This is a genomic window from Bacillus sp. RC251, assembly GCF_044908765.1.
GTDB lineage: Bacteria > Bacillota > Bacilli > Bacillales > Bacillaceae_G > Bacillus_A > Bacillus_A wiedmannii.
This window is the reverse complement of the sequence record NZ_JBIYDP010000001.1, coordinates 1,878,762-1,892,156: the sequence shown is the minus strand read 5'-3', so window position 1 is coordinate 1,892,156 and position 13,395 is coordinate 1,878,762. Positions and strand designations below refer to the sequence as shown.

General features: G+C 32.7%; 21 protein-coding genes. 10 read left to right on the top strand and 11 right to left on the bottom strand.

Annotation, left to right across the window (positions count from 1 at the left end):
* Nucleotides 1–74: 74 nt before the first annotated feature.
* Both ssuD and ABH961_RS09640 read left to right on the top strand, forming a co-directional pair.
* The gene (gene ssuD / locus ABH961_RS09645) at nucleotides 75–1,187 is read left to right on the top strand and encodes an FMNH2-dependent alkanesulfonate monooxygenase (protein WP_098079284.1); all 1,113 of its coding nucleotides are present in this window, start codon (nucleotides 75–77) and stop codon (nucleotides 1,185–1,187) included.
* A gap of 222 nt (nucleotides 1,188–1,409) precedes the next feature.
* Entirely contained in the window at nucleotides 1,410–1,502 is a 93-nt protein-coding gene (locus ABH961_RS09640; RefSeq protein WP_001289320.1) for a putative holin-like toxin, read from the top strand.
* Between the two features lie 228 nt (nucleotides 1,503–1,730).
* On the opposite strand, the gene ABH961_RS09635 is transcribed toward ABH961_RS09640, so the two are convergent.
* On the bottom strand, nucleotides 1,731–2,552 hold the full coding sequence (locus ABH961_RS09635; RefSeq protein ID WP_000189705.1) for an HNH endonuclease: 822 nt from the start codon (nucleotides 2,550–2,552) through the stop codon (nucleotides 1,731–1,733).
* Between the two features lie 149 nt (nucleotides 2,553–2,701).
* Between ABH961_RS09635 and ABH961_RS09630 the strand changes: the two genes are divergently transcribed.
* Nucleotides 2,702–3,787, top strand: a complete 1,086-nt coding sequence (locus ABH961_RS09630) for an AI-2E family transporter (protein ID WP_000837880.1) — start codon at nucleotides 2,702–2,704, stop codon at nucleotides 3,785–3,787.
* 241 nt (nucleotides 3,788–4,028) lie between these two features.
* On the opposite strand, the gene ABH961_RS09625 is transcribed toward ABH961_RS09630, so the two are convergent.
* Genes ABH961_RS09625 through ABH961_RS09600 form a run of 6 tightly spaced genes read right to left on the bottom strand, consistent with a single transcriptional unit; the run spans nucleotide 4,029 to nucleotide 5,014 of the window.
* Complete coding sequence (locus tag ABH961_RS09625; RefSeq protein ID WP_000668503.1) at nucleotides 4,029–4,169, bottom strand: YrzI family small protein; 141 nt, start codon at nucleotides 4,167–4,169, stop codon at nucleotides 4,029–4,031.
* Nucleotides 4,170–4,194: 25 nt separating this feature from the next.
* Entirely contained in the window at nucleotides 4,195–4,335 is a 141-nt protein-coding gene (locus ABH961_RS09620; protein ID WP_000669812.1) for a YrzI family small protein, read from the bottom strand.
* 25 nt (nucleotides 4,336–4,360) lie between these two features.
* Nucleotides 4,361–4,504: a YrzI family small protein gene (locus ABH961_RS09615; protein ID WP_098079287.1), complete on the bottom strand. Its 144-nt coding sequence runs from the start codon at nucleotides 4,502–4,504 to the stop codon at nucleotides 4,361–4,363.
* Between the two features lie 26 nt (nucleotides 4,505–4,530).
* A complete protein-coding gene (locus ABH961_RS09610) occupies nucleotides 4,531–4,674 on the bottom strand; it encodes a YrzI family small protein (RefSeq protein WP_000668975.1) in 144 nt (47 codons plus the stop codon).
* Nucleotides 4,675–4,702: 28 nt separating this feature from the next.
* Nucleotides 4,703–4,846 carry a YrzI family small protein gene (locus tag ABH961_RS09605; RefSeq protein ID WP_000142721.1) on the bottom strand — a complete coding sequence of 48 codons (144 nt, stop codon included), beginning with the start codon at nucleotides 4,844–4,846 and terminating at the stop codon, nucleotides 4,703–4,705.
* A 27-nt stretch (nucleotides 4,847–4,873) separates the two neighbouring features.
* Complete coding sequence (locus ABH961_RS09600) at nucleotides 4,874–5,014, bottom strand: YrzI family small protein (RefSeq protein ID WP_000156189.1); 141 nt, start codon at nucleotides 5,012–5,014, stop codon at nucleotides 4,874–4,876.
* A gap of 438 nt (nucleotides 5,015–5,452) precedes the next feature.
* Here ABH961_RS09600 and ABH961_RS09595 point away from each other — a divergent pair, with 438 nt between their 5' ends.
* The 7 genes from ABH961_RS09595 (at nucleotide 5,453) to ABH961_RS09565 (ending at nucleotide 9,729) form a co-directional block, all read left to right on the top strand.
* Nucleotides 5,453–6,031, top strand: a complete 579-nt coding sequence (locus tag ABH961_RS09595) for a DUF4825 domain-containing protein (protein ID WP_048547530.1) — start codon at nucleotides 5,453–5,455, stop codon at nucleotides 6,029–6,031.
* Nucleotides 6,032–6,054: 23 nt separating this feature from the next.
* Entirely contained in the window at nucleotides 6,055–6,543 is a 489-nt protein-coding gene (locus ABH961_RS09590) for a DinB family protein (RefSeq protein WP_048547528.1), read from the top strand.
* Nucleotides 6,544–6,668: 125 nt separating this feature from the next.
* Nucleotides 6,669–7,043 carry a GntR family transcriptional regulator gene (locus ABH961_RS09585; protein WP_048547526.1) on the top strand — a complete coding sequence of 125 codons (375 nt, stop codon included), beginning with the start codon at nucleotides 6,669–6,671 and terminating at the stop codon, nucleotides 7,041–7,043.
* A gap of 2 nt (nucleotides 7,044–7,045) precedes the next feature.
* Complete coding sequence (locus ABH961_RS09580; RefSeq protein ID WP_098079289.1) at nucleotides 7,046–7,918, top strand: ATP-binding cassette domain-containing protein; 873 nt, start codon at nucleotides 7,046–7,048, stop codon at nucleotides 7,916–7,918.
* Nucleotides 7,915–8,586 (top strand): DUF4052 family protein, encoded by a 672-nt coding sequence (locus tag ABH961_RS09575; protein WP_098079292.1) that lies wholly within the window; start codon nucleotides 7,915–7,917, stop codon nucleotides 8,584–8,586. The genes ABH961_RS09580 and ABH961_RS09575 overlap by 4 nt, the downstream gene beginning before the upstream one ends.
* A gap of 36 nt (nucleotides 8,587–8,622) precedes the next feature.
* Nucleotides 8,623–9,102: a CcdC family protein gene (locus tag ABH961_RS09570; RefSeq protein ID WP_404519295.1), complete on the top strand. Its 480-nt coding sequence runs from the start codon at nucleotides 8,623–8,625 to the stop codon at nucleotides 9,100–9,102.
* 117 nt (nucleotides 9,103–9,219) lie between these two features.
* On the top strand, nucleotides 9,220–9,729 hold the full coding sequence (locus ABH961_RS09565) for a 2'-5' RNA ligase family protein (RefSeq protein WP_088608854.1): 510 nt from the start codon (nucleotides 9,220–9,222) through the stop codon (nucleotides 9,727–9,729).
* Between the two features lie 6 nt (nucleotides 9,730–9,735).
* Here the strand turns inward: ABH961_RS09565 and coaW are convergent, their stop codons facing one another.
* The 4 genes from coaW to ABH961_RS09545 form a co-directional block, all read right to left on the bottom strand.
* Nucleotides 9,736–10,566: a type II pantothenate kinase gene (gene coaW, locus ABH961_RS09560; protein WP_404519293.1), complete on the bottom strand. Its 831-nt coding sequence runs from the start codon at nucleotides 10,564–10,566 to the stop codon at nucleotides 9,736–9,738.
* A gap of 92 nt (nucleotides 10,567–10,658) precedes the next feature.
* On the bottom strand, nucleotides 10,659–11,057 hold the full coding sequence (locus ABH961_RS09555) for a 3-hydroxyacyl-ACP dehydratase FabZ family protein (RefSeq protein WP_098079295.1): 399 nt from the start codon (nucleotides 11,055–11,057) through the stop codon (nucleotides 10,659–10,661).
* Nucleotides 11,058–11,113: 56 nt separating this feature from the next.
* On the bottom strand, nucleotides 11,114–12,313 hold the full coding sequence (locus ABH961_RS09550; protein ID WP_404519291.1) for an LL-diaminopimelate aminotransferase: 1,200 nt from the start codon (nucleotides 12,311–12,313) through the stop codon (nucleotides 11,114–11,116).
* A gap of 685 nt (nucleotides 12,314–12,998) precedes the next feature.
* Entirely contained in the window at nucleotides 12,999–13,361 is a 363-nt protein-coding gene (locus ABH961_RS09545) for a hypothetical protein (protein WP_098076216.1), read from the bottom strand.
* Nucleotides 13,362–13,395 lie beyond the last annotated feature (34 nt).

Here is a 13,395-nt window from a genome sequence, read left to right as displayed (position 1 = left end):
TATAAATTATTAGGGGTAATTTATATAGAGTGTTTTAGTAGGTTTTTCAAAACAATTAAGGGGTGTGTAATAGTATGGAATTGTTATGGTTTATTCCAGCTTATGGAGATGGTCGATATTTAGGAACGACAAAACGAGGAAGAGCAGCTGAATATGGTTATTATAAACAAGTTGCACAGGCAGCTGATTATTTAGGATTTACTGGTGTGTTACTTCCAACGGGTCAAGGTTGTGAAGATCCATGGGTATTAGCATCAGCTCTTGCGGCTGAGACAGAGAAATTAAAATTTTTAGTAGCAGTTAGACCAGGGTTAATGTCACCGACAGTTGCAGCGAGGATGGCATCTACATTTGATAGAATTTCAGATGGGAGATTACTTATTAATGTAGTTGCTGGAGGAGATCCTGTTGAATTGCAAGGTGATGGATTGTATCTTGAACATGATGAAAGATATGAAGTTGCAGATGAATTTTTAAAGGTTTGGAAGTCAGTATTACAAGGTGAAACAATCTCTTTAGAAGGAAAACATATTAAAGTTACGGAGAGTAAAGTTGTATTTCCTCCGGTTCAAACACCGTATCCACCAATTTATTTTGGCGGATCGTCCGCTGCAGGTAAAGAAGTTGCGGCTGAACATAGTGATGTATATTTAACTTGGGGAGAACCACCAGAGCAAGTGAAAGAGAAAATAGATGAAGTAAAAAAACTTGCGGAAGAGAAGGGGCGTAACGTACGATTTGGTATTAGACTACACGTAATTGTAAGAGAGACAGAAGAAGAAGCATGGGAAGAGGCTGAAAGGTTGATTCAATATGTAGATAATGAAACAATTGAGCTCGCTCAAAAAACATTTGCAAGATATGATTCAGTTGGACAAAAACGAATGACACATTTAAATAAAGGAACGAGAGAGTCGTTAGAGATAAGTCCTAACTTATGGGCTGGAATTGGGCTTGTAAGAGGTGGTGCTGGCACTGCGCTTGTTGGAGATCCGCATACAGTAGCAGAAAGAATAAAAGAATATGAAGCGTTAGGAATTGATACGTTTGTATTATCAGGATACCCCCATTTAGAAGAGGCATATGAAGTGGCAGAACTGTTATTTCCTTTATTGAAAGACGAGAAGAAACAAGAAAATAAAATTGTTGGTGAAATGATAGCTGATGCATATGCATTAAAAAAATAGTGAGAAATAAAGTTGAACCAATCGGTCATTAACAGGCAGTTTCACCTATGTTTTGCTTCATTTTGTTTACTGCCTGTTAATACGGGATAAAAAACTCGCAAGTATTTCACTTGCGGGTTTTCGTCGTAAACTATTAGAAAATATGGTAAAATTAAATAGTAACTTAAGGTACGGTTGGTTGTTCAATTATCACTTCTCCAAATAGGAGGGGGGTGATAATACGTGAGTGAAATAGCGTTGCTACTGCAGGGTGGACTGTTTCTCGTTGCATTGTTAACGTTCGTCGTCGTTTTAATAGACAAGCTCAAAAAATAACAACCCACCTATGCCAATAGAATGTGGGTTGTTTTGTTTGTAAGAAACAAATAGGATAAATGAACAATCCAATCTGCTAAGTTACGTGGACTAGTGTGTAGCCGCACACTGGTCTTTTTTATTTATTTACAATTAATAATTGGTTTATGTGATTGTATTGTTCTTTTCATACTTATTATAACACAGTGTCTTTTCATCAAGAAAGGAGACCGTATGTTCTGGTTTCGATTAAATAGTAGGTTTTTTTTCTTTAAATAGCCCATCCATATACTGTTTTAAAGTTTGGACATAAAATTCCTGCCTATTTACATCATTTACGCCGACAATTGGAGATGAAAGTTCATATCTCTTTTCTGATAAATGAACGACAACGTCAAATATATCAAATAGACGAATGAAACAGAACAGGCCATCTTTATCACTTAATAAAATAAAGTAATGGTTCTCGCTATTTGTATTTAATGTATTCCATAAAGAACTTTTACTTAAATCGCGAACTATACTTTTTTCTTTTAATTCCATAAAATCGGCATTTGATAGAATGTTTGAAATAACAATCGCATCTGGATCTTCAAAATAGCCATCAACAGCTTGGACAGCGAAAGTATAAGCTGTTTTTAATACACTCATTTTGTATTTACGGTTATCTAAAAGTAATTCACGTTGAATAGAGCTAGCAACTTTCGTTACACGTTCTTCTTTCCAAATTTCATTATGTAGCGAAATATCGTGCTTTTTACATAGTTTCATAATTAATGCATTGGAATAAAGTATTTCATCACTTACTTCAACAACATCTGTCTCAGCAGCCGCAAGTTCCTCACCATGTTCATTCGTATAGAGCGGAGAATCAATTTGTTTTTTCATTTGCTCAATCTTAAATTGACTTAATTTATGCCGAATTAAGGGGCGATCAATATTTGTTGTCATTTGTTCGTGGCAAGTATCACAAATTGAGTTTGTGAAATAATATCCACATAATATTTCGGGGATGACATATTGTTCACTAAGTTCTTTCGTATCTTTTCTGCATATGATGCATTGTGTCATTTTTATCACCTTTACCTGCAAATTTGTATGTAATCTCATTGTAGTGTATTTATTGGTATTTTGGAATATTGTAAAGGAAAATATTATGTGAAATTCGTGCTTATTTTGGTACAATGAAGAGAAGTGCTAGTTTAAAGGAGGACGTTTTTTTGAAATCGAAAGTGCACTTTTGGACATTAGAAGTGCTAATGGTTGTAGCGATCATATTTATTTGCACAAAAATATCGTTTCTATTTCAACCGATTGGTATCTTCATATCAACGTTGTTTTTCCCAATCTTAATCGCGTTATTTTTATACTTCATATTTAACCCATTGTTAGTCTTTTTGGAGAATAAAAAAGTACCTAGAAATTTAGCGATTTTACTGTTATATCTTTTTATTATAACATTAACTGCAGTTGGAGTTGGGGTAGTTGTTCCAACGATCTCGCAACAGTTAATGGATTTAGTAAAAAATATGCCCGGTTATATTAAAGAGGGAAAACTATACATACAAGATTTATCCCATCACAGATTATTTGAATGGTTATCTACACAAAACTACGTTTCCATTGAAACAATTGAGAAAAACGCGATTGAATACTTAAAGGATATACCAAACACGATTACGTCGAGTGCAACGGCTTTATTTGGTATTATCACAAACGTTGCATTAGTTATCTTCACAGTGCCGTTTATTTTATTTTATATGTTTAAAGATGGACATGCGTTTCCAGGGAAAGCAGTTAGTCTATTACCTGAGTCTTACCGTGAAGAAGGACTTCGTATCATTAAGGAAACGAACGAAACATTATCTGCATATATTCAAGGGCAAGCGCTCGTTTGTATATTTGTAGGTGCTTTTACTTTTATCGGTTATTTAATTATCGATTTACCGTACGCTTTCGTTTTAGGAATTATAGCAGCATTTACAAATATCATTCCTAACCTAGGTCCATTTATCGGTGCAGCACCAGCTGTTATTGTAGGTCTGTTCGTATCTCCGATGCAAGCGTTGTACGTAATTATTATCGTAACAATTGTACAACAGTTTGAAAGTAACATCATTTCACCGCGTATTATGAGTTCAAAATTAAATATCCATCCGTTAACAATTATTATTTTAATTTTAGGGGTAGGTAACTTTGCGGGAATTATCGGAATGATTTTGGCAGTACCAGTTTATGCAGTAACAAAAACAGTTGTATCGAACTTAGTGAGATTGTTTAAGACGAAACGAAGTAATCGAAAATAGTATAAGTTGAGAAAGATACACCGCTTTTTAAGTGGTGTATCTTTTGTTTGTTAATCAATGTAAAAAAGTGTATGCATAAACTTTTATTATATATTTATTACATATCAAATATAACGATAAACTTGTATGATATAGCCTCTATAAAACTATGTGGAATCCCTCTGAACTATCCAAATCATTTCCTTACAGCGTGCTAGCAACATCATAATCGACCCCTTTCAAATTTTATATTTTTAAAGGATTATAGATGAGAGTAGTACTTGCTTCTACGATCTCGAATTTCGTCCATAATCTCTTTATATTGTTCTTCTTGTTTTAATTCAGCTTCAGAAAGGTTCTTTTTCTGAATTGTAATTGTTAAAAAGAATAGGTGAAACTTCATGATACATTCCTCCTTTCGAAAGGAATTATAGATGGCTACAGTAGTGACTTTGACGTTCTTTTACATCCTCCATAGCTTTATTAATTTGATGGTCATGCAATATCTCACTGTCTGAGAACTTAGTTTTTTGAATGGTGATCGTTAAAAAGAATACTTTAAATTTCATTTGTTTTTTCCCCTTTAAAAGTTATTTAGAAAAGACGGCTATAATAAGAGGCTTGACGCTCTTTCAGTTCGCCCATAATAGTTTGAATGTGTTGCTCACGCAAAATTTCTTGCTGTGAAAGCTTACGCTTTTGAATGGTAATCGTTAAAAAGAATGCTTTAAATTTCATTAGGATAATGCTCCTTTAAAAGTTATTTAGAAAAGACGGCTGTAATAAGAAGCTTGGTGCTCTTTCACTTCGTCCATAATAGTTTGAATGTGTTGCTCACGCAAAATCTCATTCTGTGAAAGCTTACGTTTTTGAATGGTGATTGTTAAAAAGAATGCTTTAAATTTCATGAAGGTATTGCTCCTTTAAAATATATTTTTAATACATTTGCGTATAGTATGAACTTTTAATGTCAGTCATTTTATCAGTCAGTTGTTTTAATTGTTGTTTACGAATGATTTCATCTTCTGATAAAGTATTTTTCTGAAGTACAGTTGTAAAAAAGAAAATATGAAAAGTCATAAATGAATTCCTCCTTTCGAAAAGGAATTACAGGTGATCACAATAAAGCGCTTGGCGCTCCTTAACATCATTCATAGCTTTTTCAATTTGCTCATTATGAAAAATTTCATCTTTGGAAATTGTATTTCTTTGAATCGTAATACTTAAAAACAATACGCTAATAGTCATCGAATGTTGCTCCTTTCTTTAAAAAATAATACAAGAGGCTAAAAAATCGCACAAAAAAGCCACAGGAAGATATAGTTCTCCTATGGCTGGGCGTCAAAAAGCCACAGGAAAGTATACGACCTCCTGTGGCGAATTTATGAATTAATAGAAATAAAGTGCGATTTTCAATTCTCCATTAGGGTGGTCGAATTCATATTTAATTGTCCGAAAAACAAAGGTGCAGTTAACGCTAAAGTTAAAGCATGTAATTGTAATTTCATCATTTTCTTCGACCTCCTTTTAGAATTTTTTCTTACGTTAGTAAGTATATACAATTAATGGATAATTGTAAACATAAAAATTGAAAATTTTTAATTTTGATTAAAATGCGTATATTTTAAAGGGTTTTGGAAAGAAGTATTGTAATGAACGAAATATCGATAAAATGGGGGATGCTAAATGAAATATATGCATCGTAACGTAGTTGTTATGCTAACAATTTTTTTATGTATTACTGCTTGTTCTAGCGGAGAAAGAATAAAAGAAATATCTGATGTTGAACCTAGTGACTTTAAGAAATATGCTTGGACATACGTTGGTAATAACTCAGATGTAGTTGCAATTGTTAATCATTTACCCGGTGGTGATACATTTCAAAGTATTAGTTTGGAGAATGAAAGTATAAAGGTAAACTATGGTGCAAATGGAACTCTGACAGAAGACATGGTTGAGACGTATTGGTTTGATGGCAAGGACACAATGGAGAAGAATTTTCTCTTTAACGTTATTTATCTAGCGATTTTAGTACCAAATGCGAAAAGTTACGAGTTTCAAGTAGAAAATAAAAATTTCACGATAAAAAGAGAAGATATACTATCAATCTTGTATGAAAAATTTGATGATTTTCCAAAAGAAAATGATAAATGGGATAAAAAGAAAGTAGTAAAGTTCCTTAACGATAATAATGAAAAAATTACAATGCTTATAAATGATAAAGAGTTTCGGAAATCTATATTTGTTAAATATCCAGTGCAGTAGTTGAAATGATAGGAGGAGAAAAGGTGGAATTAGTATACAAAATTATCTATCATAGAATGCAGGATCATTATTTACCTAAGCTAGTACATGCAATAAGGCTCATTAATGAAGAAGATTTGTGGAAACAAGGGGACTCTATTAATTCAATTGGTGGAATCGTACTGCATATTTGTGAACATATACAGAGAAATACTAGTCGTTATAAAGATCCAAATATAGTTTTGGAAAAGGGAATCGAGGAGTATTTTCCAGTAAAACGACAAAGTTCTGAAGTTTTGCTACAGTACGTTGAAGAAGTATTTGATGAATGGGGAAAAGCATATTTACAAGCATGCGAAGAAAAAAAGCATATGGATCTTCATAGCTTATTACATTTAGTGGAGCATACAAGTTATCATTTAGGGCAAGTAGTAGATCGTACAAAGTCCATAACGGAACAACAATTTAACTTTTGTCAAAATGGAATAAATGAAAAGAATTTGAGAACAAGAGTTGAAACTTCAACATTTTAGAAAGAGAGCCATTCTTAAACGAATGACTCTCTTTTTTTGTAAAAGAAATTTATGGAAATAAATAATTTGATGTGATATGGTTAATTACATAAGTAATGAACCTAAGAACCTAAGGTGGTGAAATTGTGAAACCTACTCTGGAGCAAAATAAATTAATATACTTACAAATTGCAGAAACGATTGAATCTGATATTTTAAAAGACATATTACTTGAAGAAGAACAAGTTCCATCAACAAATCAATTTGCGAAGATGTTACAAATAAATCCAGCTACTGCAGCTAAAGGGGTAAATGTATTAGTGGATGAAGGGATTCTATATAAAAAGAGAGGGATTGGGATGTTTGTTGCAAAGGGAGCGAAAGAAGTCGTACTTAAAAAAAGACAAAATACTTTTATGACTGAATATTTACCTAAAGTGTGGGAAGAAGCAAAAGTACTAGAAATATCCAAAAATGAATTGATGGATATGATTCAAAAAATTACGAAGGAGGGGAAATAGGGATGATTGCACTTGAAACAAAAGCCGTAACGAAAAAATATAAAAAGAAAATAGCAGTAAATGAAGTAACGATTTCATTGGAAGAGCATAAAATATATGGTTTGCTCGGTAGAAACGGGGGAGGAAAAACGACACTATTAAATTTACTTGCAGGCCAAATTACTTCAAGTAGTGGAAGTATATCAATATTTGGCGAACATGTTTTTGAAAATAGTAAAGCAATGCAAAATATTTGTTTTGTTAGAGTGAAAGAAGAAGCACATCTAAGTTTTAAAGTAAAAGAAATTTTTAAGATGTGCAACATGTTTTATAAAAACTGGGATGGAAAGTACGCTGAAGAACTCGCTGATAAATTTCAGCTTAATATGACAGTGAAATATCATAAATTATCACATGGCATGCAAACAGTCGTCGGCATTATTCAAGGGTTAGCAAGTAGGGCACCTATAACAATTTTTGATGAACCGACTACAGGTTTGGATGCAGCACATCGAGAGTTGTTTTATAGTTTACTACTAGAAGAGTACGGTGAGTATCCACGAACAATTATATTATCAACACATCTAGTAGAAGAAGTAACCCATGTTATTGAAGATGTAATCATCATAAAAGAAGGAAAACTAGTTGTTCAATCATCGGTAGAAGATTTATTGCAACAAGCTCATATTATTTCAGGAAAAAAAGATAAAGTAGATGAGTTTTCAATAAATAAAAAAATTATAAATCGAGAAGTTTATGGGAATAAGGGGATTGCTGTTATATGGGAAGAACTTTCTAATGAAGATTATTACTCTCTTGAAAAAGAAGGGTTACTGATTGATAGAATTACATTACAAAAGCTATTTATTCACATAACTGGTGGTGAAGTGAAATGACGATGTTAATGAAGCAGTTGAAGTTACATATAAATTTTCATAATAAAGCAATTATAATATTTTGGATTGTAGCTTTATTAATAAAAGGGACGTTAAATGCTGCTCATTTAAATGGAGCGAACATGGGTTATTTACCCAAAATTATAAATAACCCTTCAATAGCAATTATGTTATTTATAGTGGGGAGTGTTTTCATCATACAAGATGAGCTATTTCGTTTAGCTGTTTCATTCGGTGTAACGAGAATACAATATTTTATCGGAGCAATTTGTTACATTGTACTTCAATCTGCATTATTTTCATTTCTTCAAGTTATGCTTTTACAAGATTTAAAATATAACGTAGTAAGTGTTAATTTTTGGGAGCAATCGGTACAACAATTTATTTTGCAATTTTTATTTTATGTTACAACAGCATGTTTCTTTCAAGTGGTAGTAGTTTTTAAGCAACGATTTAAGTGGATTGGTCTTATGATTGGTGGAACACTTTTCTTATCAACAAATAGTGTGCTTTATGGAGAGGCGGGAGTAACCAGTTTATTATTTACGAGTGATGTATCCTCAGTAGATATTCCATATTTTACTGTTATTTCAATTGGATTAACTGTTCTTTATATCATAACTAGTAGTATATTTATTCGAAAAGTATCATTCGAAAAAACGATTTAAAATAGTATTAGATTACTATAGAGAGAAGGGTAGCAAATGGGAGACACATCTTCACTCATTACAGTTTTTTTATGCATTGCACTAATAATATTCTGGCGTCGTTATCGATCTATGTATAAACCTATAAAGGGAACTGGGCTACGTATTTTGTGGCCATTACTATTTTTAACACCGGGTGTTTTATGGTTTTTTGGTCCCGTGCATCCAGCTATCTTACAAGTTATAATAGCAGCATTCATTGGAGTTCTTTTCGCCGTACCACTTATAGTTTTAACAAATTATGAACGAAGAGATGATGGGAATATTTATACGAAAAAAAGTGCAGCTTTTTTAATTACTTTTATTGCACTTGTCTTTTTAAGATATGGTTCAAGACAATATATTGTTGACTTAGATCAACAAACAATAGGTTTATTATTTTATGTTGTTGCTGTCTCGTATATTATCCCTTGGAGAATTGCTTGTTATATAAAGTTTAGGAAAGTTTGGCGGGAAAATAGTAATCATGCTTTATAAGAAAAAACTTTTCTTTTGAGAAGTTTTTTCTTTTTATATGTAATTGAAATCATTTGTTGAAGTGCAAGTTACCATACAATATGATGAATATAAAAAGAGAAAGTAGGGGATATAAAAATGCGTACAATTTTACTTTTTCTAAACGACATGTCTATTAATGAAATAGAGAACATTAGGAAAAAACATGATCCTTTATTTGGTTTAATCCCACCGCATATTACAGTTGTATTCCCATTTGAAAGCTCGATTTCAAATGATGAGCTGAAATTACATATTTTAAAATTATCAAAAGGGATACAAGAGATAGAAATAGAATTTGCGAATCAAATTTCGGGTGAAGGGGAATATTTATTTTTACGAGTTGAAAAGGGGCAAAAACAAATAGAAGAACTACATGACTTGCTATATACAGGAGCCTTATTACAATTTTTGAAAGAAGATATTCCGTATATACCGCATGTAACAGTCGGGAGAAAAGAACGTACTGAGTTAGCTGCTGAAGTAGCTAAGGATATTCATAATTTCCCTGAAAAGTTACAATGTATAGTTGATAGAGTTAGTGTAGAGCGAATTGGAGAGAATGGGGAATCAATTATAGAATTTGAAGTACCGTTGCAAAAAAGCTGACAAAAGTCAGCTTTTTTTATTCGTAACATGAAGTAAAGCACCAATCGCACCGCTATTACCACCATCTTGTGAAAAAATAGGTATTTTATTTTGATATTTAGTGTAGCTACTAATAATATTTTGAAGGTGTACGTTATTACATAGAGTCGAACCAATATAAATAATATGGTTTATGTTTTTTGTTTCGGCGAATTGAAGACTTAATGCAGTAACAACTTCACCGACAAGTCCTTGCACAGTAGCAAGTATGTCTGAGCTATTATATTTTGATTCCGAAATAGCGGCTTTACCAAAATTGCTAGCAGTTAAGCTATTATCAATAGGAGAGAGAATACCACCATAAATATCTCCAACCGTAATATCTAAATCTGTTCTAGAACCTAATTTTGTTAAAGGAATCACATCTTCAAAATGATCTATATTTGTTAACAATTTTGAAAGCCCCATAATAGTACCACCACCAACACCGGTTCCACCAGCACGAACATATTTGTCATTATACACGTAATGAATGGAAGTACCTGTACCAATATTTGTTAAAATGAAGTTATTTATATCATATTTCTCTTCTTTTAATATGTATCGTACACCTACAAGAGTAGCTTCAAATTCGTTTAGTTCTACTATTTTATATGAGGGGGAAAGTAGTTGCTGTAATTGTTTTGCTTTACCACCTGTAATACATATTTGTTTTATACGAGTGCTTTTCTTAAGCCAATCTATTATTTTATCTTGTTCATTTGAATAAAATTTTTCAAAAGCTAATTGCTTTTGTTCGTTCAAATAAGCAATTTTCGTTAATGTTCCTCCAGCATCGATACCGATCGTACTTTCCATTTTCCTGCTCCTATCCAAGTAATTTGTTTACTCTGTTCATGTTGGTGAGACGAATTTGTAGGAGGGAGATATCCTGACGAATTACATCGTCTCTATTCTGCTTGATATATTAATAGCTTTTCTATCGTTACAATCGGTTGATTATTAACAGTTGCGGTGCCGTTGCCTAGAATAAAACCTCGGCGATTACGAGTTAGCTCATAATGTAAATCCAGTTTATCACCGGGGTATGCTTTTCCGTGGAATTCAACCCCATCTAATGAGGAGAGGAAGCCTAGTCCTTCAGAGCCAATCGCATGTACAAATGCACTAAGCTGAGCAAGTGCTTCTACAATTAACATATGAGGCATATGTTTTTGATTATCATTTATAAACCACTCATTATTTGAAATCAATTTATATCCCGTAACGGATTCACCATGTTTTACATTTGTTACTTTATCAATCATTAAAAAAGGATAACGATGAGGAAGAGTGTCTTGAATATGCATATGAAAGTACCTCCAACAAATAATAGCCCTGCTACAGTGAAGCAGGGGAGTTATCATTAATTCTTAACTAATTCATTTACTTTTTCAAGAGAAAAAATACCGCTATTTCTAATGTTTTCAACAACTTGTTGTAACACTTCTTTATCTTGAACAAGTGCAATACGTACAAAGCCTTCTCCATGTGGTCCAAATGCATGACCTGGTGTAACAACGACATTCGCACAATCTATTAATGCATAAGCGAAATCTATAGAAGTCCAGCCTTTCGGAATTTCGGCCCAGACGAACATACTACCAGCTGGTTTATCAACATTCCAACCAAATGTTCGGAATCCATCAACTAAAGTATCTCTACGTTCTTGATAAATACCGCGATTTTTCTCACAAAACGTAGCGCCATTTCTTAGTGCCGCTGATGCCGCTTTTTGAATTGGTAAAAACACACCATAATCTGTATTTGATTTAAATTGAGTAAGTGCACGAACAATTTCTTCGTTTCCAATCATATATCCAATACGGCTACCTGCTAAACTATAACTTTTTGATAAAGAGTTGATTTCTACTCCAACTTCTTTAGCACCAGGTACAGAGAGGAAGCTAATTGGTTTATTGCCATCAAAATAAAATTCAGCATAAGCAAAATCATGGACAACAATAATGTTATGCTTTTTCGCGAATGCAATTACCTCTTTAAAGAAATCTGCATGAGCCATTGCTGGAACCGGATTCCCTGGGAAGTTTAAAATCATCATCTTCGCTTGATCGGCAATTTCTTCAGGAATTAGCTCTAAGTTAGGTAAGAAATCATTTTCTTTCTTTAATGGCATGTAGTAAGATGTTGCACCAGCCATTTGAATTCCAGTTTCATAAGCTGTATATCCTGGATCCGGAACTAATATAATATCTCCCGGATTTGCATAAACCATAGGTAAATGAACGAGTCCGTCTTGTGAACCCATTAATAATAAAACTTCTTTATCTGCATTTAATTTAACGTTATGAGTGTTGTTGTAATATTCAGTTACAGCTTCGTGAAATTCTTGAATACCACTTAATGTGTATCCATAGCTTTCTTTATCATTTGCTGTATGTACCATTTCTTCTCTTACGAAGTCAGCAGGCGGCATATCAGGATTCCCGATACTTAAATCAATCATTTTGTGGCCTGCTGCAATCTTTTCTTTTTTATAGGCCCCTAATTCACTAAATATAGAAGATTGGAATGCTTTCATTCTAGTTGCTAACGTGTAAGTCATCAAAACCCCTCCTAAAAACAGTGTTTTCTTTCTGCGTTTTTAATTATTCTGAAAACACATGAGTACATTTTATCATTTTTTTATGAAAATTAAAATGATTGACAAATTTAAAGGAAGGGTTAGTCTTTTTTGAAAGGGGAGCTGCAAATAAGTACCGGTTAACTGAACTGTCTATTATATCTTTTTAGATGGTTTAGGATGTTTTGTAGTTTTTGTTAAGTATATCCCGCATATTTTGGATGAAAAAGAACACGAAAACGAGGCCTAATATACCACTAAGCCAATAGTATGAATTTCCTGTCGTGAATTTTTCATAAAATGAAAGTCCATTCCATAGGATTAGGATAATGGAACAGATTGTTGATATAATTAATGAACTTAAACTTCTCAAAAAAAGCACCTCACATTAAAATATTGTTATTATATAATGGTACATTTAAATTTAAAGATTTAAAAGGGGAAAATATTTTGAGTTAGCTTTGTAAAATAAAGTGAAACTTTAATCAGTGGGGGTTTTCTTCATCCCCCACTGATTATTAGCCCTCACCAATCGGACTTTTATGGGCAGCCCGACCCCCACCTAACTTCTTTGCTTTCGCTGCATTTTGAGGTGGGGTCTTATTGCCCATTAAAGCAGGATAAAAATAACGCAGAAAATATTTTCTGCGTTTTAAATGAAGAGTAATCATTTCTTTTTATATGTACATAATTTTTCAACTGCATAAAAGTATACGTTTAATTTGCCATCGACAACTTCTAAAGTTTGATCTGATGTAAATGAGTTACCATAATCAATGTGATATACATTAGAATTCTTTACAAAGGAACCTTTGTATAAATCTTCTTTTTTCTTCGTTGTTTGCATTTCTACTAAGTTTTGAACAATTTTTTCTTTCTTTTCTTCTTTTACAACTGTTTCAAATTTATAAGATGCAGGGCAAAGTCCATTTTTGTTATCAACGACTTCCCAAGAACCGTATATATCATTATTGCTACAGCCACTCAGTAGAACGATAAATATTGGAATAATTAATAAAACCTTTTTCATTTTGTACTCCTTTCTTTTCATTTTCAATAAACGT

Coding starts and splice junctions, on each gene's coding strand:
- ABH961_RS09605 (WP_000142721.1), bottom strand. CDS start 4,846: ATGACTTTTCATATTTTCTTTTTTACAACTGTACTTCAGAAAAATACT.
- ABH961_RS09565 (WP_088608854.1), top strand. CDS start 9,220: ATGCGTACAATTTTACTTTTTCTAAACGACATGTCTATTAATGAAATA.
- ssuD (WP_098079284.1), top strand. CDS start 75: ATGGAATTGTTATGGTTTATTCCAGCTTATGGAGATGGTCGATATTTA.
- coaW (WP_404519293.1), bottom strand. CDS start 10,566: ATGGAAAGTACGATCGGTATCGATGCTGGAGGAACATTAACGAAAATT.
- ABH961_RS09545 (WP_098076216.1), bottom strand. CDS start 13,361: ATGAAAAAGGTTTTATTAATTATTCCAATATTTATCGTTCTACTGAGT.
- ABH961_RS09580 (WP_098079289.1), top strand. CDS start 7,046: ATGATTGCACTTGAAACAAAAGCCGTAACGAAAAAATATAAAAAGAAA.
- ABH961_RS09620 (WP_000669812.1), bottom strand. CDS start 4,335: ATGAAATTTAAAGTATTCTTTTTAACGATCACCATTCAAAAAACTAAG.
- ABH961_RS09625 (WP_000668503.1), bottom strand. CDS start 4,169: ATGAAGTTTCACCTATTCTTTTTAACAATTACAATTCAGAAAAAGAAC.
- ABH961_RS09595 (WP_048547530.1), top strand. CDS start 5,453: ATGAAATATATGCATCGTAACGTAGTTGTTATGCTAACAATTTTTTTA.
- ABH961_RS09575 (WP_098079292.1), top strand. CDS start 7,915: ATGACGATGTTAATGAAGCAGTTGAAGTTACATATAAATTTTCATAAT.
- ABH961_RS09610 (WP_000668975.1), bottom strand. CDS start 4,674: ATGAAATTTAAAGCATTCTTTTTAACAATCACCATTCAAAAACGTAAG.
- ABH961_RS09550 (WP_404519291.1), bottom strand. CDS start 12,313: ATGACTTACACGTTAGCAACTAGAATGAAAGCATTCCAATCTTCTATA.
- ABH961_RS09600 (WP_000156189.1), bottom strand. CDS start 5,014: ATGACTATTAGCGTATTGTTTTTAAGTATTACGATTCAAAGAAATACA.
- ABH961_RS09555 (WP_098079295.1), bottom strand. CDS start 11,057: ATGCATATTCAAGACACTCTTCCTCATCGTTATCCTTTTTTAATGATT.
- ABH961_RS09615 (WP_098079287.1), bottom strand. CDS start 4,504: ATGAAATTTAAAGCATTCTTTTTAACGATTACCATTCAAAAGCGTAAG.
- ABH961_RS09635 (WP_000189705.1), bottom strand. CDS start 2,552: ATGACACAATGCATCATATGCAGAAAAGATACGAAAGAACTTAGTGAA.
- ABH961_RS09570 (WP_404519295.1), top strand. CDS start 8,623: ATGGGAGACACATCTTCACTCATTACAGTTTTTTTATGCATTGCACTA.